General features: G+C 32.0%; 24 protein-coding genes. 10 read left to right on the top strand and 14 right to left on the bottom strand.

Annotated elements, in window-relative coordinates; translation table 11 throughout:
• Nucleotides 1-11 precede the first annotated feature (11 nt).
• The gene (locus tag CIT01_03915) at nt 12-827 is read left to right on the top strand and encodes a hypothetical protein (GenBank protein AXV37407.1); all 816 of its coding nucleotides are present in this window, start codon (nt 12-14) and stop codon (nt 825-827) included.
• The gene (locus CIT01_03910) at nt 805-1092 is read left to right on the top strand and encodes a phosphoribosyl-ATP diphosphatase (protein AXV37406.1); all 288 of its coding nucleotides are present in this window, start codon (nt 805-807) and stop codon (nt 1090-1092) included. Before CIT01_03915 ends, CIT01_03910 begins: the two co-directional genes overlap by 23 nt.
• A gap of 9 nt (nt 1093-1101) precedes the next feature.
• On the opposite strand, the gene comE is transcribed toward CIT01_03910, so the two are convergent.
• From comE to purP, 7 genes are all read right to left on the bottom strand, one after another.
• Nucleotides 1102-1653 carry a sulfopyruvate decarboxylase subunit beta gene (gene comE / locus CIT01_03905; protein ID AXV37405.1) on the bottom strand — a complete coding sequence of 184 codons (552 nt, stop codon included), beginning with the start codon at nt 1651-1653 and terminating at the stop codon, nt 1102-1104.
• A 22-nt stretch (nt 1654-1675) separates the two neighbouring features.
• Complete coding sequence (gene comD / locus CIT01_03900; protein AXV37404.1) at nt 1676-2167, bottom strand: sulfopyruvate decarboxylase subunit alpha; 492 nt, start codon at nt 2165-2167, stop codon at nt 1676-1678.
• Nucleotides 2160-3188 carry a sulfolactate dehydrogenase gene (locus tag CIT01_03895; GenBank protein AXV37403.1) on the bottom strand — a complete coding sequence of 343 codons (1029 nt, stop codon included), beginning with the start codon at nt 3186-3188 and terminating at the stop codon, nt 2160-2162. The genes comD and CIT01_03895 overlap by 8 nt, the downstream gene beginning before the upstream one ends.
• A 53-nt stretch (nt 3189-3241) precedes the next feature.
• Entirely contained in the window at nt 3242-4273 is a 1032-nt protein-coding gene (locus tag CIT01_03890) for a phosphoribosylformylglycinamidine cyclo-ligase (GenBank protein AXV37402.1), read from the bottom strand.
• A gap of 178 nt (nt 4274-4451) precedes the next feature.
• Entirely contained in the window at nt 4452-6359 is a 1908-nt protein-coding gene (locus CIT01_03885) for a hypothetical protein (protein AXV37401.1), read from the bottom strand.
• Between the two features lie 100 nt (nt 6360-6459).
• Nucleotides 6460-7092 carry a proteasome endopeptidase complex, archaeal, beta subunit gene (psmB, locus tag CIT01_03880; GenBank protein AXV37400.1) on the bottom strand — a complete coding sequence of 211 codons (633 nt, stop codon included), beginning with the start codon at nt 7090-7092 and terminating at the stop codon, nt 6460-6462.
• A gap of 296 nt (nt 7093-7388) precedes the next feature.
• Nucleotides 7389-8480 carry a 5-formaminoimidazole-4-carboxamide-1-(beta)-D-ribofuranosyl 5'-monophosphate synthetase gene (gene purP, locus CIT01_03875; protein AXV37399.1) on the bottom strand — a complete coding sequence of 364 codons (1092 nt, stop codon included), beginning with the start codon at nt 8478-8480 and terminating at the stop codon, nt 7389-7391.
• 355 nt (nt 8481-8835) lie between these two features.
• On the opposite strand from purP, the gene CIT01_03870 reads away from it, so the two are divergent.
• The 4 genes from CIT01_03870 (at nt 8836) to CIT01_03855 (ending at nt 13319) form a co-directional block, all read left to right on the top strand.
• Entirely contained in the window at nt 8836-9561 is a 726-nt protein-coding gene (locus CIT01_03870) for an SAM-dependent methyltransferase (GenBank protein ID AXV37398.1), read from the top strand.
• 34 nt (nt 9562-9595) lie between these two features.
• The gene (locus CIT01_03865) at nt 9596-10117 is read left to right on the top strand and encodes a nitroreductase (protein ID AXV37397.1); all 522 of its coding nucleotides are present in this window, start codon (nt 9596-9598) and stop codon (nt 10115-10117) included.
• Between the two features lie 90 nt (nt 10118-10207).
• A complete protein-coding gene (locus tag CIT01_03860) occupies nt 10208-10831 on the top strand; it encodes a hypothetical protein (GenBank protein ID AXV37396.1) in 624 nt (207 codons plus the stop codon).
• Between the two features lie 202 nt (nt 10832-11033).
• Nucleotides 11034-13319, top strand: a complete 2286-nt coding sequence (locus tag CIT01_03855; protein AXV37395.1) for a hypothetical protein — start codon at nt 11034-11036, stop codon at nt 13317-13319.
• A 118-nt stretch (nt 13320-13437) separates the two neighbouring features.
• Here the strand turns inward: CIT01_03855 and CIT01_03850 are convergent, their stop codons facing one another.
• The 5 genes from CIT01_03850 to CIT01_03830 all read right to left on the bottom strand — a co-directional run bounded on the left by CIT01_03850 (nt 13438) and on the right by CIT01_03830 (nt 17980).
• Complete coding sequence (locus CIT01_03850; GenBank protein ID AXV37394.1) at nt 13438-14523, bottom strand: 7,8-didemethyl-8-hydroxy-5-deazariboflavin synthase subunit CofG; 1086 nt, start codon at nt 14521-14523, stop codon at nt 13438-13440.
• A 10-nt stretch (nt 14524-14533) separates the two neighbouring features.
• Entirely contained in the window at nt 14534-14968 is a 435-nt protein-coding gene (locus tag CIT01_03845; GenBank protein AXV38715.1) for a hypothetical protein, read from the bottom strand.
• A 71-nt stretch (nt 14969-15039) separates the two neighbouring features.
• On the bottom strand, nt 15040-15996 hold the full coding sequence (locus CIT01_03840) for a GTP cyclohydrolase I FolE2 (GenBank protein ID AXV37393.1): 957 nt from the start codon (nt 15994-15996) through the stop codon (nt 15040-15042).
• A 274-nt stretch (nt 15997-16270) separates the two neighbouring features.
• Nucleotides 16271-16948, bottom strand: coding sequence for a DUF2100 domain-containing protein (locus CIT01_03835; protein ID AXV37392.1), 678 nt, complete (start codon nt 16946-16948; stop codon nt 16271-16273).
• Nucleotides 16949-16957: 9 nt separating this feature from the next.
• Nucleotides 16958-17980 (bottom strand): acetylpolyamine amidohydrolase, encoded by a 1023-nt coding sequence (locus CIT01_03830; GenBank protein ID AXV37391.1) that lies wholly within the window; start codon nt 17978-17980, stop codon nt 16958-16960.
• Nucleotides 17981-18131: 151 nt separating this feature from the next.
• On the opposite strand from CIT01_03830, the gene CIT01_03825 reads away from it, so the two are divergent.
• The 3 genes from CIT01_03825 to CIT01_03815 are packed head-to-tail and all read left to right on the top strand — an operon-like array spanning nt 18132 to nt 19595.
• A complete protein-coding gene (locus tag CIT01_03825; GenBank protein AXV37390.1) occupies nt 18132-18548 on the top strand; it encodes a sporulation protein in 417 nt (138 codons plus the stop codon).
• A gap of 45 nt (nt 18549-18593) precedes the next feature.
• Nucleotides 18594-19169 carry a hypothetical protein gene (locus tag CIT01_03820; GenBank protein ID AXV37389.1) on the top strand — a complete coding sequence of 192 codons (576 nt, stop codon included), beginning with the start codon at nt 18594-18596 and terminating at the stop codon, nt 19167-19169.
• Nucleotides 19170-19211: 42 nt separating this feature from the next.
• On the top strand, nt 19212-19595 hold the full coding sequence (locus CIT01_03815) for a hypothetical protein (GenBank protein ID AXV37388.1): 384 nt from the start codon (nt 19212-19214) through the stop codon (nt 19593-19595).
• Between the two features lie 83 nt (nt 19596-19678).
• On the opposite strand, the gene CIT01_03810 is transcribed toward CIT01_03815, so the two are convergent.
• Nucleotides 19679-20068: a hypothetical protein gene (locus CIT01_03810; GenBank protein ID AXV37387.1), complete on the bottom strand. Its 390-nt coding sequence runs from the start codon at nt 20066-20068 to the stop codon at nt 19679-19681.
• A gap of 10 nt (nt 20069-20078) precedes the next feature.
• Nucleotides 20079-20564, bottom strand: coding sequence for an AsnC family transcriptional regulator (locus CIT01_03805; protein ID AXV37386.1), 486 nt, complete (start codon nt 20562-20564; stop codon nt 20079-20081).
• Nucleotides 20565-20690: 126 nt separating this feature from the next.
• Between CIT01_03805 and CIT01_03800 the strand changes: the two genes are divergently transcribed.
• The gene (locus CIT01_03800; GenBank protein AXV37385.1) at nt 20691-20912 is read left to right on the top strand and encodes a hypothetical protein; all 222 of its coding nucleotides are present in this window, start codon (nt 20691-20693) and stop codon (nt 20910-20912) included.
• The last annotated feature ends 145 nt before the right edge of the window (nt 20913-21057 follow it).

Here is a 21057-nt window from a genome sequence, read left to right as displayed (position 1 = left end):
GGAGAGTTTGTATGAGTGATTCTACTCAAGTTAAACATTATATGACTAAAAATGTTATTACAGTAACACCGGATACATCTAATGAAGATGTTATAAAACTTATGAAGGAAACCGGACACGATGGTTTCCCAGTTGTAATCAAAGGCAATGTCATTGGAATGGTAACTGCATTTGATTTGCTCTTGAAAGCATGGATGCAGTTAGTTAAAGACATCATGTCTACGGATGTGGTAGTCGCTGACCAAGACATGTCTATAAATGATGCAGCCCGTGTCATGTTTAGGATGGGAATATCAAGACTTCCAGTAATAAATAAAGAAGGTAACCTGGTGGGCATTATAACCAATACCGATATTGTAAGATCTCATATTGAAAGATCAACTCCTCTAAAAGTTAATTATTTTAAAAAGACATTAGAACAGGTTTATGGTTTAAAAACTAAACTCAAACGGATGAAAGTTAAAACATCAACTCTTAGACCCACCCAGAACAAGATATATGCTGATGAATTGCAAGGAAGAACTTACGAATTAAAAAGAGGACTAGCAGAACCTACTATTGTGGCTAAAACAGGTAATAGATATGTACTTGTAGATGGACATCATAGAACTGTTGCTGCTCTTAACTTGGGATATGATGAGATAGATTCCTATGTAATTGAATTGGATCAGGATATAAAATTAGGTTTGGAGAAAACTGCAGATAAAGAAGGGATATACACTTTTGATGATATAGAAATTATTGATGATGCACAACATCCATTGATTGCAGTAACAGATAGCCTCAGAAAGGAGAGTAAAAAGCGTGAAAGAGAAAATAATAAGTGAAGTTTATGAAATCTTGGAGGATAGGCGAGATAATCCCATAGATTCTTACACTTCCAAATTGATGATGGATGATGAAAAATTAGCAGAAGATAAAATACTGGAAAAGATTGGTGAAGAAGCAGCCGAAGTTATAATAGCATCTAAAAATAATGAAAATCTTGTTTACGAGGCAACAGATCTTATATTTCACACATTAATGCTTTTAGTCTACAAAAAAGTAGATATTGACGAACTTTTTTTAGAATTTCAAAAAAGAAGAAAATAAATTGAAAATTTAATCCCTTTTACTATTAATCTCATTAATAAATCTACTTTTTATTTCTTCAGGACTCAGATCTATTATAGGAACATCTGCATTTCCGGGTTCTACTTTAATATGAACAAAAACTGGTCCTTTAATTTTTAATATATCTTCAAAATTTATACTATCACGGAAACAGTACGTCTTTTCGAATCCAACTGCCTTAGCAACTTTTCCTAAATCTACAGTGGTGGCATAAGTACACTGTGAACCAGTAGAACCATAACATTCATTGTCAAAAACAACTAAAATCAAATTTTGAGGGCTATGATTGTATATGGTGGCCAGAGTGCCCATATTCATTAGTATTGATCCATCACCATCAAAAACGACAACTTTTCGATCAATAGAGAGTGCTAATCCCAGTCCGATTGAAGAGGCCATCCCCATTGATCCCAACATGTAAAAATGGGTAGCAGAATCTTTAACAGCATATAATTCCCTGGATGGGAACCCAATATTACAAATCAAGAGTTCTTCCTTTAAATTTTCTGCAATAATTTCCATGGCTTCTATACGTTCCATCTAATCACTTACTCCCAGAAAATTACCAGAAACTTATCTCTAGTAATATACTTACAGGTTTATTTTCTTTTTTAGCCAGACTCCAACCTTTTTTTATAGTTTCAAATCCTTCCTCTGGAGTTTTAGGGTTAAAATATGGGATTTTGAGAGTTTTTAGAATATCGGGGGTAGCCTTTCCCATAGGTACTTGGGCAATAATTGGTTCTCCTTTAGTACCTCGATGACTGATGATCATGAGAATTGGTATTTTATACAACTCATAGAGGGAAGCCAGTACATTAACTGAGTTACCAAGCCCGGAATTTTGCATTAAAATAGCTGGATTTTTTCCACCAAAATAAGCACCTGCAGCTATTCCAAATCCTTCCTCTTCCCTAGTAACTGGTACATGTATAATTTCAGGATCGCATTCAACCATTTCTAGTATTTTTCCCAGATTTACACAGGGTAAACTTACTATAAAATTTATGTCTGCTTCCTTTAATGCATTATAGACAGCTTCACTACTATTCACTTAAAATTTCCTCCAGGTCGACTGATAATTCATCAGATATTTCTTTTATCTGTTTAAAAAGGTTGTTGTCTATGTCTATTCCTTTTTCACTGAATCTTTTGACATTCCTTACCTCCATATCTCCTGGAATGAAAATATTTTCTTCAGATTTTATTTCGCTGATAAATTCATCTACATCTACTTTGAATTCATTTACATCTACAAATTTAGAAGGGTCTATTGCTGCTATTAAATCACCCTTGGTGCACATTTCATTTGGATTTGCAGTTCCCGTCACATTTTTCCCAAACGATGCTCTAACAAGGGGTCCTGCAAGTAGTTCAATCATAAATGCAAGTGCATATCCTTTATGAGCACCAAAAGGCAGAATAGAACCTTTTAAAGCTGCTTCAGGGTTTATGGTGGGGTTACCCTCAGCATCTAGCGCCACATTTTCAGGAATTTTTTGACCCTTTCTTGCAGCTTCTAATAATTTTCCACGGGCAGAGGCAGAGGTGGCCATATCCACAGATACGTAATTCTTATCAGATGGAATTCCAATAGCAATAGGATTAGTACCAAGTATAGGTTCTTTTCCTCCGATAGGAGCTACTGCTGGTTCAGTATTGGCAATTACAATTCCTATCATATCTTGCATAATAGCCATATCTGAGTAATAACCAGCAACACCAAAATGATTGGAGTTATGTATTCCCACTAAACCAATACCAGTCTCTTTCGCTTTTTCAATTGCTATTTCCATTCCTTTATAGGTTACAACATGACCAAAGTTATGGTTACCATTCAAAAGTGCAGTGGAAATACTTTCTTTTTCCACAGTTATTTCTACCCCTGGCTTAATTGTTCCCACTTTCAAACCAGTTACATATTGAGGGAATCTTCCGATGCCGTGAGATGAAAATCCTTTAAAGTCTGCATCTGTTGTAACATCTGCAACTATCTCTGCTTCAGTTAAAGGTACGTCCATTTCTGTTAAAATTTTAATTATTATTGATTTTTCCTGTTTTGCACTTATTTTCATGTTATCCCTCTCTAAATACAAACTGTATACTTAAAATCAATTATTAAAATCAATTATTTGAATTTAATAATGTTCCCATCAAATGTTTTTATAGTTACAATTTCTTCATAGTCCTCTGAAACTGTTCCAATTTCATATGCGTGGTGGTATTCTCTGATAATTTCCAAGGCTTTTTTGGAATCTTCAGGGGATACTATCACCACAAAACCTATGCCCATGTTGAACACCCGGTACATTTCATTTAAGGGCACGTTAAGAGAGTATATTGATTTAAAAATTGGTGGAAGATCAGGTAAATTTGTGATATTATAACTTATACCTTTTTTAAGTCTTTTAAGATTTAAAAATCCGCCTCCAGTTATATGGGCCAATCCATGAATATTTAAATCGCTTTTTAATATTTTCATTATGGCCTTGACATATATGGTAGTAGGTTTCAGTAATTCTTCACCTACATTAATATCAGAATAACCAGGCAGAGGATCATCTATATTCAATTCTGCTTTATCAAAAAATACTTTCCGGGCCAGACTTAGTCCATTGCTATGGATTCCATTACTTTTTATTCCAATTAAGACGTCGCCATCTTTAATGTCTTTTCCAGTAATGATTCTGTCGATATCCACTAAACCTATTCCAGTTCCAGCTAGATCAAAATCATTGACGATTTCAGGAAGAGAAGCTGTTTCACCACCAATTATGGCTATTTCAGACTCTTCTGCTCCTTTTGATAGTCCTATTCCTATTTGTTCTGCTATCATGGGTTCTGGTTTTTCTACTGCCAGATAATCCACCAGAGCTATTGGTTCGGCTCCGACACATAAAATATCGTTTACTACCATGGCAATACAATCAATACCTACTGTATCGTATTTATCCATCATTTTTGCCACTAGAATCTTGCTTCCAACCCCATCAGTGCTCATTGCAATTGCTTTGTTTCCTAATTTTACAAGAGCAGCAAAATGGCCTGATTCGGTTATAATTTCCCTATAATTTAAAGTTTTTTTCAACTTGGAAGTCAAGGCTTTAATGGTGAGTTCTTCTAAACTTATATCTACCCCTGATTCTGAATAGGTTACCATGGTATCTACCAACTCTTTCAAATAATAAAAAATAATAAAGTCTTTTAAATAATCTGTTATTTGTTCTGGCGCTTAATAAATGTTTATCATTATTCTGGTATGCCTTTTTAGGGGCATGGGAATTTTAATGAAGATAATAATTCATTTATTCATTATTAATGTCACAATATTTAAAGATCTACTGTATCCTAACTGTTTCAAGATTCATAGGAGTTTTAGTTTCTATTTTGTAGCTTCTATAAATGCTTGAGGCTAAATCCATTGTTTTATAATTGTCACCGTGACATATTAATACTTTTTCAGGTTTTGGAGAGATTTTTCTAACGTAATCCATAAGTTGTTTACGGTCAGAGTGTCCACTGAATCCATCAATGGTTTTAATATTCATTTTAACATTGTAAACATTTGTTTTCCCATCTTCTTTTAGTGGAATTTCCTTCCATCCTTTTTGTATTCGTCTTCCCAAAGAACCTTCAGCCTGATAACCAACAAAGACTAGGGAATTTCTCTCATCTCCACATAACCATTTGAAGTATTCTACAGAATTTCCTCCAGTAAGCATACCTGATGTTGAAAGAATTATGGAAGGTTCTCCCTCTACAATTTCCTTTCTTTCGTCGATTCCATTCACCTTGTGGAACACATCTGAAATAAATGGATTTCTGCCGATATGAAATATTTGATCTCTTAAATCTTTGCTCAAATACTCCGGACGGGCGGTATGAATGGCAGTAGCTTCCCATATCATTCCATCAATATAAATAGGAACTTCATCTATTATTCCGTGCCGTATATACTCTTCAAGCACTATCATAAGTTCTTGAGCTCTTCCAACCGCGAATACAGGGATTAATATTTTACCTCCGCGCTGCAGAGTATTATAGATAGTTTTGATAAGATCTTTTTCCGCGTTATTTCGGCTGGTCTGGACATCATCGTGGCCACCGTAAGTACTTTCCATTACTAATGATTCAATTCGTGGAAATTTAAATACAGATGGTTCTAATAGTCGACTTCTTTCAAATTTAAAGTCTCCAGTGTATACCATGTTGTGTTGTCCATCACCTATGTGCATATGGGCCATGGCCGAACCTAAAATATGACCTGCATTATGAAGGGTAAGGCGAATATCTGGAGCAATATCAGTAACTTCGCCATAATCAAGTGTTATTGTATGTTTAATGCTTTTTTTAACGTGTTTTACATTAAATGGAAGTGGACTGTCTTCTCTATGGGCTATGTCTATATGATCCAGTTGTAAAAGCGTCATTAAATCTCTAGTAGGTGTAGTACAGTAAACTGGTCCCTCATATCCATAATGGTAGAGATATGGTAAAAATCCAGAGTGATCAAGGTGGGCGTGTGATATGATAACTGCATCTAAATCATCAAGGACAAATTCTGGAACATTCAAATATGGATACGCACTTTTTTCGTCTGCACCAGCTACATTAACACCACAATCGAGTAAAACCTTGCTATTGGGTGTTTGTAAAAATAAACATGATCTACCAACCTCTCTAAACCCTCCAAGAGAAGTTATTCTGGCCCAATCGTTTTCTGCCTTTATTTCTTGGTGTATTCGATTCCCCAATTGTTGTAAGATTTGTTTTCGTTCTTTGCTGTTTTTTCTAAGAGTTCTTCTTATTCTTTGTATAATTTCAGATGAAATTGGGGGTGTTCTCAATATTTTGGGCGCCCAACCAATTCTTCTTACTATTTCTCTTGATGTGGCCCCATATTTTCCGATTACTAATCCTGGTTTCCGGGCTTCTATTATGACTTCACATGTAACTTCATCAAACGAAATATTGGTTATCTTAGCATCTTCTGGCACGATTTCATGTATTTTTTTTATTGATTTTTCTGGATCCATAAGCACAGAACGATCAGAACGGATTATTATCCTTTTTCTAATATCTTTTGCCAAGTCTCTTATAAGTTCACCATTTTCGGTTATAATTTCCGGGTTTTTGGTGTATATAACAACTTCAGGACCTTCAAATTCCACTTTAGCTACTTGAACTCTTTGTGGCAATCTATGTATTATTGTATTTTTAATTTCTTCTAGAATCTCTGATCCCATAACATCACTTCGAAAAAAATAGAAATAAGACTGTGAACAATTGTTCACAGCTTAAAAGCGTTAATTAATTAAAAAAAAGTTCTATAAATTATCTGTAAAATCAGGCAATATCTTTAATCTTTTTTTCAACTTCTTCTTTTGTAAGCTTTTTAAAACCTTCATCTGCAGTTATTGTGGCTACAAGTATGCCGTTTCCAGAAAAAGCATCTCGTTCCATAGCAGATTTAATGGCTCTAATAGCAATGTCAACACCCTCTTCAATGTACACGTCATCAGTATACCGGTCTTCTAGGACACCATATGCTACTGGTGATCCAGAGCCGGTTGAAATAAATTTATCTTCAATCATTCCACCGGTAGGGTCAAGTGAGTAAACTTTAGCTCCAGTGTCATCAATTCCTCCGATTAATGTTTGAACGAAAAATGGATAAAATCTAGATGAGTGTAAAATGTTTGAGGCAAGAGCCGCGGCAGATTCGATACTAATCTTCTCGCCGTTTCTTAGTTTGTAAAGTGCTACTTCTGCACTTATGTATTTCATGAGGCTTTGTGCATCTGAGACAGCCCCAGCAATGGTTGCTCCGATATGATCATCAATTTTGAAAATTTTATCAGCAACCTTATGGGCAATTAAGTTACCCATTGTAGCTCTCCTTTCTGTAGCAAAAACAACTCCATCTTTACAAGTTATTGCGACAGTGGTAGTGCCTTTTAATCGATCTTTATCATTCATGAGTACACCTCTAAATAAAAAATAATAACAAAAATAGTTTCTAACCCTAACTTAGATTTCATGTTATATAAATATTGTTGGTATGGTAATTTTATTTATTAATTTATTAAAGGAAATTTTATAGAATCAATTTCATTTTACAAATCTGATATAATAAATTATTCGGTTTAAAAAATAGAGACAATTTTCAAACCTTATCCAATATTAGTATCTTTTTCATGATTAATAAATCTTTAAAAAAAATAATCTTATAACTTTAGTTTTTAGACAGTTCTTAAAAAATTAAAAAGATGTAATTAGGTGATTATTACATCTAGTTTATCTTCTTTTATTCCGTTTTTAATTTCACGAGCAATTCTTCGACCCATACTCATAAATTGGCCGAACATGAGATAGCTGTATGCAGATGCATGCATGAAACTGTTGGTTCCTCCATCAATTCGGGCACTCATCTCAAATACCACTATTTCCAGATCATCAGTACATAGGGTCTGTAAACAGAATGGACCATTCATTCCAGGGGGCACTAATTCTTTAGCTGCTTCAACTAAGTTATCTCCTATATCAAATACTTGTGGGAGTAGAGATTCTCTCATAACTACTGGATGATTCCCGGTTATAACATAGGATGGATCTAGTCCAATATCTAACTGGTCTTTTGCAGGTATTCTGCACAAACCATCGATGTTTGATTCAAATCGGCTATCCATTCCCAGAACTTCCACTTCATCTTTAAGTGCTGAGTAAAAGAAGTGAATACAATAATTACATCCAGAAACATATTCCTCGATGTGGGCTTTATCAACATCTTCTGGTTCTATCCATTTCCTTTTAAGCATGGAATCAATTTTCTCATTGAATTCATCAGTTGATGAGGCAACAAAATATCCTTTTCCTCCTCTTGCTCCAGGAAACTTAACCATAACTGTTCTGTCAATTTCTTTATGGTTTTTATATTTGTTGGGTATTCTTATATCTGATTCAATCATTAATTTTCTTTCCAGATCTCTCTCAGATTCCCATCTTAGAATGTCCCGGTTTCCAAACATAGGCACAAAAAAATCGTTTTCCACACGGTCAAGACCAGCGTAGGCGACGAAAGATCCGTGAGGCACCACAATACTATTCATATCTCTTAGTTGGGATTGAACCTCTTCATTTATTATATCTTTGAATTGATCTACCATGATGTATTCATCTGCAACATTAAATCTTTTGTAGGGAACTTCTCGTCCTTTTTCACAAACAACAGCAGTTTTAAAACCTTCTTCTTTTGCTCCTTTCAATATATGTAGTGATGTGTGACTTCCTAAAGTCGCAATGGTTATATTTTCCTTGTCATAATCATCAAGGATACTAAGTATTTCTTGTCTGTTTACTTTACTCATTTTATCTCCCCTGAGAATTCTTTAGAAATTAATAGGATATTGATAAATTCTAATAGTTATTTTTTTTGTCTTGAGTCTTGATTAATGAAAAAATTAAATTGATAAAAAGTTTTTATATAATCAATTAGTCAGGATAGGTTACTCAATTACGATTTTTAGTCAATTATAGATTAAACTATATTTTTAGGTGATTAATATTATTAAAAAATAATTTTAAATTAATATACGATATTTTTATTAATTATTCTTGCTTAATCGATATTTATGGACAATTTGGAAATTAAAGCATGTTATTCGATTTAAATATCATTTTTATTCGTAATGTATAATTTGTATAAATGACATAGATTTTTCCATGAAATGGAAATTAATTGGGGATGTTATGATATTAAAAAAAGATGTTCCCCAGCCAGAAGAGTTGTTGTCTGTTCAGGGGGTTAAAACAGTTGTTAAATTAGGTTCTATAAATGGATTAAAAAGAGAACCTCAAATTGAGGTTCTAGCAGGGCAGGGAACTGAAACAATTCATAAAGAAAATAAATGTTTTTTTAAATTAGATGTTGCCAAGGTCATGTGGTCTAAGGGCAATTCTACAGAACGTATGCGTATTGCGAAACTTGTTGAGGATGAAGAAGTGGTGGTTGACATGTTTGCAGGTATAGGATATTTTTCAGTTCCCATAGCCCGTCATTCTAAACCCTCAAAAATCTATTCTATTGAAATAAACCCGGTTTCTTATGAGTATTTATGTGAAAATATAAAATTAAATAAGGTTGATGGTATTATTGAACCGATTTTAGGAAATTGTCGAGATGTACATCCTCCAAAAAGTGCAGATAGGGTTTTGATGGGATATATTGGCGATACTCATCAGTACCTGGATATTGCTTTAGAAACTCTTAATGAAGGTGGAATTATCCATTATCATGAGTCTGCACCGGAAAAAATTAAATTCAAAAGACCCATCAAAAGGATTAAAGAAGCAGCCAGAGATTTTGATGTCCAAATATTGAATGAAAGGGTTATAAAAAAGTATTCACCAGGGGTCTGTCACGTGGTAATTGATGCAAAAATTAACTAATATTAGGTTTAAATAATTAGATAAGAGGGATATAATGGATTTTTTAGAGGTTATAAAGGATAGAAGAAGTATTAGAAAATTTGAAGATAAAATAGTTGAAGATAAATTAATAGAACAAATCATTTTAAATGGAATATGGGCTCCTTCTGCAGGCAACATTCAAAGTTGGGAGGTGGTTGTTGTACAAAACAAAGAACAAAGATCGAAAATAGGTAAAGCAGCTTATATGAGGGATTTTGTTTCTAAAGCTCAATTTATACTAGTAGTCTGTGCAAATATGCATCGTTCAGCCGAAGTTTATGGTGAAAGGGGCAGTGATCTTTATTGTATCCAAGATGCAGCAGCAGCCACCCAAAATATGCTTCTAACAGCTCATTATCTGGGTTTAGGGGCTTGTTGGCTTGGTTCATTTGATGAAAATTTGGTTATTGATGTATTGAATATTCCTGAAGGTGTTAAACCCGTAACATTAATCCCCATTGGTTATCCTGATGAAAAACCTTATCCACCTACCCGGAGAAGCATAGATGAGGTTATTCACTTGGAAACATATTGATATTATATCAATAAACGGTATTTTTTAATTTTGAATTACTAAATGTTTTGGATTTTAAATTTATATAGATGTAATGGATACAAACTCAATATGATCATTATAGGTATAGATTTGGCAGGCAGACCAGATAATTCAACTGGTATATGTATTTTAAATAATTCAGAGATGAATTTTAAGGTTTTATACTCTGATGATGAAATAATCGATGAAATTAATGAGTTAAAACCGGACCTAATTGTTATTGATGCTCCAACTTCACTTCCTCGGGGAAGGTGTTGTTTAGAAAAAGATTGTGAATGCAGCAAGAGGGGAGGACATTTTAGAGAAGCAGAAGTAAAAATCAGGAAATACGGCCGAGTTTTACCGCTTACATTTCATGGAATGAAAATGCTAACAAAAAGGGGTATAAATCTTTCCAAAAAACTTAAAACTAAATATCAACTCATAGAAACTCATCCTAGAACTGTCCAAAAAATGTTAAAAATTAAAGATGTTTACCAATATTTTAAAGACTATTCTAATCTTTTTAGCTTTTCAGAATATAATTCTCATGAAAATATTTCAAGTCATGAGTTAGATGCAGGGTTAGCTGTATTAACTGGATATTTTTATCTAAAAAAAAGTTTTATTGAGTTGGGTGATATTGAAGAAGGTGTTATTATTCTTCCGGACAATAAAATAAAGTTAAATAATTTAAAGAATTTTACCATTTAGATTTTATTTTCGTTTCATTTTAAAAAATTAGAGTTATACTCATTATAATCTTATTTTAAAACTAAAAAATCCACAATATTCATGTAATATGGTCTCATTACTGTTAATACTATAAAAAACCTTAAATGTCTAAAGTCAAGTAGATAATTTTATATTCTATCATTGATTATATATCTCCTTGCAATTTTAAAGTCATATTTTAATGAATAATCATGATTATTCTGAGGGGGAGGGATATTTGGCTGAATTCAAAATCCTAATTCAAGAAAATGGTAGTTTAAATGCATCAGAATTGGAGAAAAAACTTAAATTATGGGGTTATGATGCAATTAAATTTGATTTTTCTGGAAGAAATATAATAAAAAAGGTCAAAAATATCCAGCCGGACCTAATTTTAATGGATAACATATTAAAAGATTCATTAGATAAATTTGAAAGGGGAATTATTACTCATTCTAATGTTCAGGTCCTTTATTTAACTTCTAACAATTATGGACTTCCATCTAAAATATTAAACACTTCTGAATCAGCAAGTTACCTAGTAAAACCCTTTAATGATAATGACTTAAAGTTCGTTTTAGAAAATGCTGTTGAGAAAAATAATATTGAAAAACGCTTAAAAAAAACTTTAAATTATCTCCAGTTTATTTCAGACAACATGATCGATTGTATTGGTCAACTGAATTCAAAGGGAATAATTCAATATGTTAGTTCTTCTATTAAGAAAACATTTGGTTATGATCCAGAAAAACTTGTAGGAAAATCTATTTTTGAATTTTTACATTCTGATGATTTAGATAGAACATTAACTGCTTTTAAAGAGGATATAGCTTCAAATACTCAGACAATCATACAAAATCGTTTTAAACATTATGATGGACACTATGTATGGATCGAAACTGTGGGTAACCCTATAACAGAGGATTCAGGTAAGGTTATAGGAGTTGTTTTTAGTACTCGTGATATAACTAATCGTATTGAAATAGAAAAGGAATTAAATGAAATAAAAAACCGTTTTCAACGGATAAATAGTTTAATGAATGATTTAATCAGTGAAATAGATTCTGAAACTAATTTTGTATATTTAAGCCCATCTTATAATAGAGTATTGGGTTATAATCCTAAAGAACTATTGGGTAAATCAATATTTTTACATATTCATCCAGAAGATCAAAGGCATGTTATAAAGACATTTAGAAAAGTTATAGTTTCTGGAAAATCTGAGAAAATAGTAAGTCGACATAAGCATGCAGATGGTCATTATTTGTGGATAGAATCAATTGGAATCCCTTATATTGATGAAAATGGAAATTTTAATGGGTGTTTAATAACTGCTCGCGATATAACCGTGCGAAAAAAGATGGAAGACATTTTAGAATTTCATAGTCAGATCACAGAAAATCTAGCTTCTGGAGTAATAGTTGTTTGCGCCGCAGATTCAACTATTGTTTATACTAATACCATGTTTGATGTCCTATTTGGTTATGATAAGGATGAAATCATAGGTCAGAATGTGGTCAACTTATTTTATGACGATGACGATGAATCTTCGATTTCCACATATAAAACTATAATGGATATTCTTAAAAGAGAAGGAAGGTGGGAAGGAGAGTTAAAAAATGTTAAAAAGAATGGAGAAATATTTTGCAGTCATTTAATTATTTCTACATTTGATTCACATGAACATGGAAAGGTTTGGATAGGTGTACATGAAGATATAAGTAAACGTAAAAAGATGGAAAAAGCTTTAGAAAATGCATCAAAATATGCGAGAAATCTTATTGAAGCTAGTTTAGATCCTATGGTTACCATAAGTCCTAATGGAAAAATAACTGATGTTAATAAGGCTACAGAAAATGTAACTGGATTGAATCGTGAAGAGTTAATAGGAACTGATTTTTCTGAGTATTTCACTGATCCTGATAAAGCAAAGATGGGTTATCAAAAAGCCCTATTCTTTGGTTCTCTCCAACATTATCCATTAACCATTAGGCATAGTTCTGGAAATGTTAAACAAGTCCTTTATAATGCTACAGTTTATAGAAATAATATGGGAGAAGTAGAAGGAGTGTTTGCAGCAGCTCATGACGTGACAAAACTTAAAAAAGCGAGAAAAGCACTTAAAAATAGTGAAAGATATTACCGTTCACTTATAGAAAATACTCTTGATGTTATTTTTGTTTTAGATGATGAAGGAAATGTTAATTATGCTAGTCCTTCTATAAAACGGGTTTTTGGTTATGAAGCAGACGATATAATTGGATTTAATGTTTTTGATTTTATACATCCTGAAGATTTACCTGAAATTTTAGATATCTTTTTCAGAGAAATAGAAAATGATGCATCTAATATCAGATTAACTGTGCGTTGTCAACATGAAAATGGATCTTGGCTTCGATGTAAAATTGTTGCCCAAAATCTTATTAATGATCCTGCTGTAAATGGTGTAGTAATCAATGCACGTGATATTACGGAAAGGTATGATTGAAATGTAAAATCCCTTAAATTATGATGTGAAATCACTTACTTTTTATTTAATAATCATAAAACAATCTTTTATTTGAAAATAGAATAGACTAAATTAATATATCATTTAAAAAAGTAAATTACATTTTAATTTCTTTGATCTTGTTTAATATACCTTCATCTAGAAATTCCGGAGAAATAAATTTATCATATACTGGTAATCTCTCTTTCAATACAAAACCAGCTTCTTCGGTTAAATTTTTTAAATCTTCCATTTCTGGCCAGGGTGCTTCGGGGTTTACATAATCTTTTGTAAGTGGTGATAATCCACCCCAATCGTCAGCACCAGCCATTAAAAATATTTGGGCGTTGTGATGATTCAAATTTGGAGGAACTTGAATTCCTACATCTGGAAAAAGGAGTTTAGTAACTGCTACCATTTTAATCATTTCAATTAGAGAAGGTTCTTTATAATTTTCCATGGGTATGCCTACTTTAGGCTTGAAATTCTGAATAATTATCTCCTGGATATGACCATATTTATTCTGTAATCTTCTCAACTCCAATAGAGATTCAGCTCTTTCTTTTATATTTTCCCCAATACCGATAAGCAAGCCGGTGGTGAATGGTATTTTCAGTTTTCCTGCATTTTCTATAGTTTGGAGTCTTAGCCATGGATTTTTACCAGGACTTTTTTCATGAGCGATGGTATTCATTAAACGAGTGCTGGCTGTTTCTAACATTAATCCCATGGAAGCATTAACTTCTTTTAACATTTTTAACTCTTTTTTCTTAAGAATACCCGGATTACTGTGAGGTAGAATATCTGTTTTTTTCAAAGTTTCAGCACATAGAAAATATAAATATTCCACCATATTTTCGTATCCTAATTTTTCGAGTATACTTTTCACGTCTTTATTTTCCTCTGGACGTTCACCAAAGGTAAAAAGAGCCTCTCTACATCCATAAGCACCAGCTTTTTTTAAAATTAATGATATTTCTGAGGGGAACATTATTATTTTTGATTTAGAGCTAGTTGGTTCATTTCTAAAGGTACAGTAGCCACATTCATTTCTACAGATGTGGGTAACTGGTAGAAAAACATTTTTAGAATAAGTTATAACATTTTCGTTTCGTTTAGAGTTAGCAATAGACATTAATGACAAAATGTCTTCATTTTTTGCGTCTAGAAGGGAAATTATTTCCTTTTTAGAAAGACCAGACATTTTATCTCCTTTATTCTACGCTTGCCACCACTACTTCAACAAAACGGGGACCTATACCACTTTTGTCGGCCCACATAACTATAAATATTCCTGCATTATCCATAATACCAAGAGAATACTCAACGTCACAATTCATTGCTTCGAGAGATTCTTTTAATCGATAAATACCATAAACATCAGTTTCGCCTTGTATTTCAACGTTATTCCTTATCCTTTCGTCCATGATTCCTATGACGTCAGTGGCTTCATCTGAAAAAACATCAACTTCCTTCGCGCCAAGCTTTTTTAAAAGTTTTGAAAGTACTTTGGCCATATCATGGGCAGCAATCTTTTTACGTGACATTCCTCTCACAATTAAGATATTTGAAGCATCTAAGGCTGGCCTTGATCCTTCAAAAGCTTCCAACTCACCCATAATTGTACTTGCTACTTTACGTAGTATTATCACTGGTTATCCTCCTGATTAAATATCTTAAAAAAAGTTGTACATGTTACCTAAATTTTCATAAATCTTTATTAAAGATTATTGGTTTCCATTCCTTCAATCTCGTATTTTAATTCACCTAAAGTTGCAACTTTTTCTGCAAAAGCATTATGTCTGTGTATACTTTCTTCGTTGACTTGTCTGACTGTGATCATTGTATCGTCAGGAAGATGATAATAGGTTTTAATAATTTTATGAACCATATTTCTAACACAATCTTCAACAAACATTGGATTTTCATGAGCTTGCATAACAATAGCATTCTCATCAGGTCTTTTTAATAATTCACAGACAGATGAGCTCATGGAATCTTCAATTATTTTAATAAGATCTTCTCCACGAATACTCTGCTGTTGCGGTACTTCCATCATGATCATCCCTCTTCCTCTTTGATTGTGAGAGGCGAAAGATACAGTATCTAGAACCTTTTGGGTGGTTTCTTCATCCAGAAACTCTAATAATTTTTGTTTAGAACTCTCTTTTACTGATTCTTGAGCACAGGGACAAACTGTCATACCTATAACTTCCGCACCGATCATTTTTCTGATTATTACATCATCACCTTCACGATAACCGATTGCATCGGCCATAATCTTGGTCATTTCCTGCGTTTTCACCCTGGTAACTGGAGATTTCTTCATAAACATAAAATCACTTTGCATGCTAACTTCAGCTCTTTTAGCATACTTGTGCTTTTTTAAAAGGCAACTCACAATTTCAGCACAAAGTGATTCTATTTCTACAGCAGTGCTAGTCACAGCTTCCTCAAGAACGTCACTGATTGCTTCAGGATTTCTTGACATATGAATTCCTCTCTGAGTACTTGGAAGATCAACAAACGCATCAAAGGTCGGTAGCAGTATTATTGGTCTTTTATTTTCTCTTTCAATTTTTAAAAGTTTTTTAACCCCCGTAACTCCTACTCTAGTAAGATGGACAGGTATTTTAGGTAAATTGTCCTGTGTGTCTGGGTAACAAACTAAACTCAAATGGTTCACCCCGTTGGTTATAATTTACATATTTAGTACACTGAAATGATTCTAATTATAATAAATTTAAATAAATTAGATCATCGCATAATATACTTTCAATAATGTTTTTAATAAATTAATTAAAGTTAGAACTATAAGTTACTATATTCTTTTCGATTATTTTTCAAAAAAATTTTATTATTTTAATTTATTTTTAAAACCATATTTTTTTTAAATTGTTAAATGAATACCATAAAAAATTCAACAAATTCCATGTTAATTATTTAATCACTTAATTATTTAAAATATTTTTGAATTCAGAAGGACTTATGTCCTTTAAATTCTTAATTAAATATATTTCTGCATTGTAAATCTTTTTACCTCTTTTTCCAAGAATTTCCCCTGCTTTATCTGCTTCTGATATTATTAACATATTTTCAGGATCAAATTGTTCAATTTTTCTATTTATGTCATTTTGAACGTGTTCTATTTTCTTTTTAATAGGTTTGAGAGCAGATTCAGGAATTTTTGGATTTAGTATTTTCATATCATTAACATCCAACGGCACTCCTGCAACTATAATACGTTGCACATCAACTCCAAAATGGGTGAACAACTTTTTAAAACTGTTTTTTGTAGTTAAAAAAATGAATTTTTGGGATAAATTTTTAATTTCGTCCTCAACATTCTTTTCAGGGATTACTCCAAAATCAGAAAGTATAACATCAATCTTCTCTCTAAGTCCAATAATTTTGTCACAGAATTCCTGAGCTACTTCTTTGTTTAGATTATGAGAAGGTCTAGTTGAATATATAAAGTCTTCCATATCAATTATTTTATATAAAATTTCTTCAAAATCATCTAAATTAATTTTACCACTTTCAGCGGGTTTAAAATTTTCTTCACTATCTTTAAACTTTCCAGCATTTTTAATTAAATGTTGGGCCTGTTCTATTCGTAATTTATCCATAATATCTCCTCAAAATTCAAAAAAAGGTGAAAATTTATCTTTTATTGATTTAAATAAACTTTTTGTTTCATCTGAAACATGGGAAAGGTCAACATTATAATCATTGTTTTCTTTATGATTATTAAGTGCATTTAAAACCTTCATATTGCACCGTCCCATGGTTTCTGGATCATAACCCCCTTCCAGGATAAGAACAGTTTTTTGGGCAATTTCATTCATTTGAGCAGTTATCCATGGATAAAAATCGTCATCAAGATTTGTATTTGATAGAGGATCATTAGCATGCCCGTCAAAACCAATATCCATAAAATGGAAATCCGGCTGGAATTGATCGGCCACTGGTTTTAAAATTTTTTCTAAAATATAAATATAATCCTGATTATTTGAAAAGGATGGCATGGGCATACAGAGATTAAATCCTTCACCCTTAAATGAACCCATTTCCTCTACAAAACCTCGTCCTGGAAAAATAGTCCGGGGATCTTGATGAATAGAGATGTATAAAACATCAGGGTCCTGATAAAATATATCTGCAGTTCCATTTCCGTAATGAACATCGCAGTCCAATACCATGAATTTTTTAATTTCATAAACTTCTCTTAAATATTCTATGGCAATGGCAATATTGTTGAAAATGCAAAAACCCATAGATCTCTGGGAGGTGGCATGATGGCCTGGTGGCCTTCCAATAGAATATGTGCTCTGATTATTTTCTAAAGCAATTTGTGATGCGGTGATGGCCCCTCCGGCAGAAATTTTAGCAATTTGATATGTGTCTGGAGTTGCATAAGTGTCAAAATCAATATTTCCCCCTCCTTTGCTACAAAAATCTTCAATAAAATTAACATGCGATTGAGAATGCACCTTTAAAATATCATTTTTTGAAGCAGGATGGGGTGAAACAATATCTAAATCTCTTAAAGAATCGTCTTTCTCAATATAATCCATTATGACTTTTAAACGTCCCTGATTTTCAGGATGATATATATCGTTATGTTTTCTATATTCTTCTGAATAAACCAGAACTGTCATTTTAAAATCCCTCTCTTTTTATATCTATATTTTTTGAGGTTATTTAATTTGATGATTCTAATGGATAATTTTTGAAAATTAAAAATTAAATAAAATTATATAGTTTAAAAATCATAATAACCGATGTAAATTTATTCCTCGGAGGGGTGTTATGGAAATTGAAGATCCAATTAAAACAACTGTTGAAGAACTTTTAAAGGTTTTAGCCACGGAAAATGTTATCGGTGAGATAATAGAGACTGATGATAAAGTTTTAGTACCTGTAACAAAGATGGGATTAGCTTTTGGTGCAGGTATGGGTGAAGGTACTGGACCCAGTGCAGACTCTGGTGGAAAAGGAGCTGGAGCTGGAGGGGCTGCCGGAATAGAACCTATTGCTATAGTGGTAGTCTTTAAAGGATTATCTGGCCCAACTGGTGTAAAAGTACTACCTTTGACTTCTCCCGGACCAATAGCTAGAACTATAGGTGAAATTGGTTCGGTCGTGCTTGATGTTGTAAAAGAACAACGTGAATCCATGAAAACCGGTAAAAAAGAAAAGAAAGAAGCAGAAGAAGGGGAAAAATAAAAGCCTAATTAATTTGAACTCGAGTGGATCTAGGTGATCTATACTGTGGTAATTGCCATATTACTTATTATACTATTTTTGATAGTAAGTATACTGGTAATTCCTCTTCATATTACATTTGAATTCTTAAAAAGCGATTCAGATATTAATGGGTTCTTAACCGTAACATGGATGAGAATTAAATTATTTCAAAGAACCATTCCTTCAACTAAACCATCGAAAAAAGATGAAAAAGAGAAAAAAGAGAAGAAAACAGATTTTAATAAAATTTTAAAATTAATACCTGATTTTTTAGATTCATTACCTTATTTAAGTCGACTAATAAACCAGTTTTTTAGATCTATTAATATAATATATATTAAATCTAAAATAATCATAGGATTTTATAGTTATACTGATACAGCATTAACCTGTGGCTATTTGTGGTCTTTAGCAGCTTTTTTAAAAACTTTTCCTAATATTTGCCTTTATATAGAACCTGATTTTCAAAAAGAACGTTTAGATATTTCATTTAAATTAAAAGTTAAATTAAAGCTATTATGGATTGTAATAGAAGCTATAAGGACATTTATGAAAAAACCGGTCAGGGTATTAATAACAGATTTAAGAAGCTTAAATTAACAATTTACCCATTTTTTACCAAATCTTGGTGGAGTTATCCTTATGGATATAACGAGTTTGAATTTAATTCATGATTCAGAGAACGATTTAATTTTTGGAAATCCTATCAATATTGGTGATAGAGTACTAATTCCTTTAATTGAAATTTTTAGGATAAAAAAAAGAGGATTTTTAACTTGTTCCATAAATCCATCAGCTATTCTTTCATCTGAAAGATTAAAATCAAAAAATTGTGAAAATACTCTTATTATCTTGATGGCTCAGGAAGAAAGTGATACGGTATCTAATTTAATAAATTTCATTGATTCCAAAAAATCTTTTATTTTAGATGAATTAAGTATAACCATTGATATGGACAAATTAAAGGTTATATATCCATTAAAAGAAATAAAAAATGAAGAAGATGATAATAAAACAAAAAGATGATTATAAACTTTTTTAACACTATGAAAATGTGATTATATCATTAAAATAAAATTAAAATAAGCTTTTGATATAAATTAAAATTTTCAGAATTCAAAATCTTCCAATCTACCCCATTGCAAGTCACCGCAGCGTATTTCAACTGGGAGATTCATTATTTTCTTCTTTATTTCTGCTTTTTCTTTGCAATTGCACGGTACTATTACGTAGAACTTTGTGTCTGGTCTGTAACTAAATCTTCTCCACTTGTGTTCATGGTTAAATAAAACAGTATCACATGTCTCAACTTCGACTAAAATTTCTTTTAAGCCCCTAATGGCACGAATGTCGGGGGAGTGACCCATGCATTCTTCTGGTTTGCCGTTCGGATGATTAATATGATCTGCCTGTACAGTATAACCTTTTCTTTCTAAGTTATTCACTACTGAGCGTATCAATTTTTCGTGAACTTCGGCCATAAATTTAGTTCTATTCATTGAAATCTCCTTATAACATTTTAACAGAATTAAAGTCTTCTTTGACTATATTCAATACAGTTTGAGTGTTAGTCCGTTGGGTATCTCTTTCCTTTAACAATCCTTTAATAAATTCATCAAGATCATTTGTATCTTTAAATTTGGTGATCATTATTGCATCAAACTCACCGGTCACATCATACAGACATAAAACATTTTTGTGGTATGCAGTTTTATCTTCCCAGTTCAGTAAAACACCCCCTTTGACTCTTACACCTATAACTGTTGTTAATTTATAGCCTAACTTATCATGATCAATTACTGGAACAAATTTTTTTATTACTCCTGTTTTCATTAATTTTTCGATACGATTGTGAACAGTACCTATTGAAACATCTAATTTACGCGAAATTTTTCTATAGGACATTCTTCCGTCTTCATTTAATAAATTGAGGATTTCTTTATCAATATCATCAAGGGCGATGATCCCATCGGTTTTTTCGTTTTCTTTCATCAAAATCACCTAATGACTGAACATTGTTTATAGTATATACAATTATTATATAAATACTTATACATTTTTCATGAGAGTATGGAAATAGTTTAAATATAAGTTTGAACTAGCTAATAGTAAGGTGGTATAATGGATTTGTTAAATGATGAAACTGTAAAAATGAGATATATTGCTTTGGTTAAGAAAGGAATAATAGAAGATGAAGAATGTTCGTCGTATACTCGAAAGGTTGACATAGATCCATGCATGCTGAAACACGTAAAAAAATTTGAGGAATACTTCATACCGGGCACGGTTCTGATAAGTGAAAGAGCAAGTTATAAGCTGCGTATTGAATATCCAGTTGAATAATTAATTAAAAATCTAAATAATATTTTATATAATGTTTTTACAACTCTATTTTATTTAAAGTTATCATAATCTCCTTATATTATTTTATTTGTCCACATTTTTTTATTTAAATTTTTTTAAATGATTTTCATTATATTTAGATTAA

It is taken from the genome of Methanobacterium sp. BRmetb2 (assembly GCA_003491285.1).
Classification (GTDB): Archaea; Methanobacteriota; Methanobacteria; order Methanobacteriales; family Methanobacteriaceae; genus UBA117.
The sequence above is the reverse complement of the archived record's forward strand: the minus strand, read 5'-3'. Positions and strand labels throughout refer to the sequence as shown.

What these genes read in the sequence shown, in the direction of transcription:
- CIT01_03915 (AXV37407.1), top strand. Translation starts at nt 12, where the DNA reads ATGAGTGATTCTACTCAAGTTAAACATTATATGACTAAAAATGTTATT.
- comE (AXV37405.1), bottom strand. Translation starts at nt 1,653, where the DNA reads ATGGAACGTATAGAAGCCATGGAAATTATTGCAGAAAATTTAAAGGAA.
- CIT01_03895 (AXV37403.1), bottom strand. Translation starts at nt 3,188, where the DNA reads ATGAAAATAAGTGCAAAACAGGAAAAATCAATAATAATTAAAATTTTA.
- CIT01_03890 (AXV37402.1), bottom strand. Translation starts at nt 4,273, where the DNA reads ATGGTAACCTATTCAGAATCAGGGGTAGATATAAGTTTAGAAGAACTC.
- CIT01_03885 (AXV37401.1), bottom strand. Translation starts at nt 6,359, where the DNA reads ATGGGATCAGAGATTCTAGAAGAAATTAAAAATACAATAATACATAGA.
- psmB (AXV37400.1), bottom strand. Translation starts at nt 7,092, where the DNA reads ATGAATGATAAAGATCGATTAAAAGGCACTACCACTGTCGCAATAACT.
- purP (AXV37399.1), bottom strand. Translation starts at nt 8,480, where the DNA reads ATGAGTAAAGTAAACAGACAAGAAATACTTAGTATCCTTGATGATTAT.
- CIT01_03870 (AXV37398.1), top strand. Translation starts at nt 8,836, where the DNA reads ATGAAATGGAAATTAATTGGGGATGTTATGATATTAAAAAAAGATGTT.
- CIT01_03865 (AXV37397.1), top strand. Translation starts at nt 9,596, where the DNA reads ATGGATTTTTTAGAGGTTATAAAGGATAGAAGAAGTATTAGAAAATTT.
- CIT01_03860 (AXV37396.1), top strand. Translation starts at nt 10,208, where the DNA reads ATGATCATTATAGGTATAGATTTGGCAGGCAGACCAGATAATTCAACT.
- CIT01_03855 (AXV37395.1), top strand. Translation starts at nt 11,034, where the DNA reads ATGAATAATCATGATTATTCTGAGGGGGAGGGATATTTGGCTGAATTC.
- CIT01_03850 (AXV37394.1), bottom strand. Translation starts at nt 14,523, where the DNA reads ATGTCTGGTCTTTCTAAAAAGGAAATAATTTCCCTTCTAGACGCAAAA.
- CIT01_03835 (AXV37392.1), bottom strand. Translation starts at nt 16,948, where the DNA reads ATGGATAAATTACGAATAGAACAGGCCCAACATTTAATTAAAAATGCT.
- CIT01_03830 (AXV37391.1), bottom strand. Translation starts at nt 17,980, where the DNA reads ATGACAGTTCTGGTTTATTCAGAAGAATATAGAAAACATAACGATATA.
- CIT01_03825 (AXV37390.1), top strand. Translation starts at nt 18,132, where the DNA reads ATGGAAATTGAAGATCCAATTAAAACAACTGTTGAAGAACTTTTAAAG.
- CIT01_03815 (AXV37388.1), top strand. Translation starts at nt 19,212, where the DNA reads ATGGATATAACGAGTTTGAATTTAATTCATGATTCAGAGAACGATTTA.
- CIT01_03810 (AXV37387.1), bottom strand. Translation starts at nt 20,068, where the DNA reads ATGAATAGAACTAAATTTATGGCCGAAGTTCACGAAAAATTGATACGC.
- CIT01_03800 (AXV37385.1), top strand. Translation starts at nt 20,691, where the DNA reads ATGGATTTGTTAAATGATGAAACTGTAAAAATGAGATATATTGCTTTG.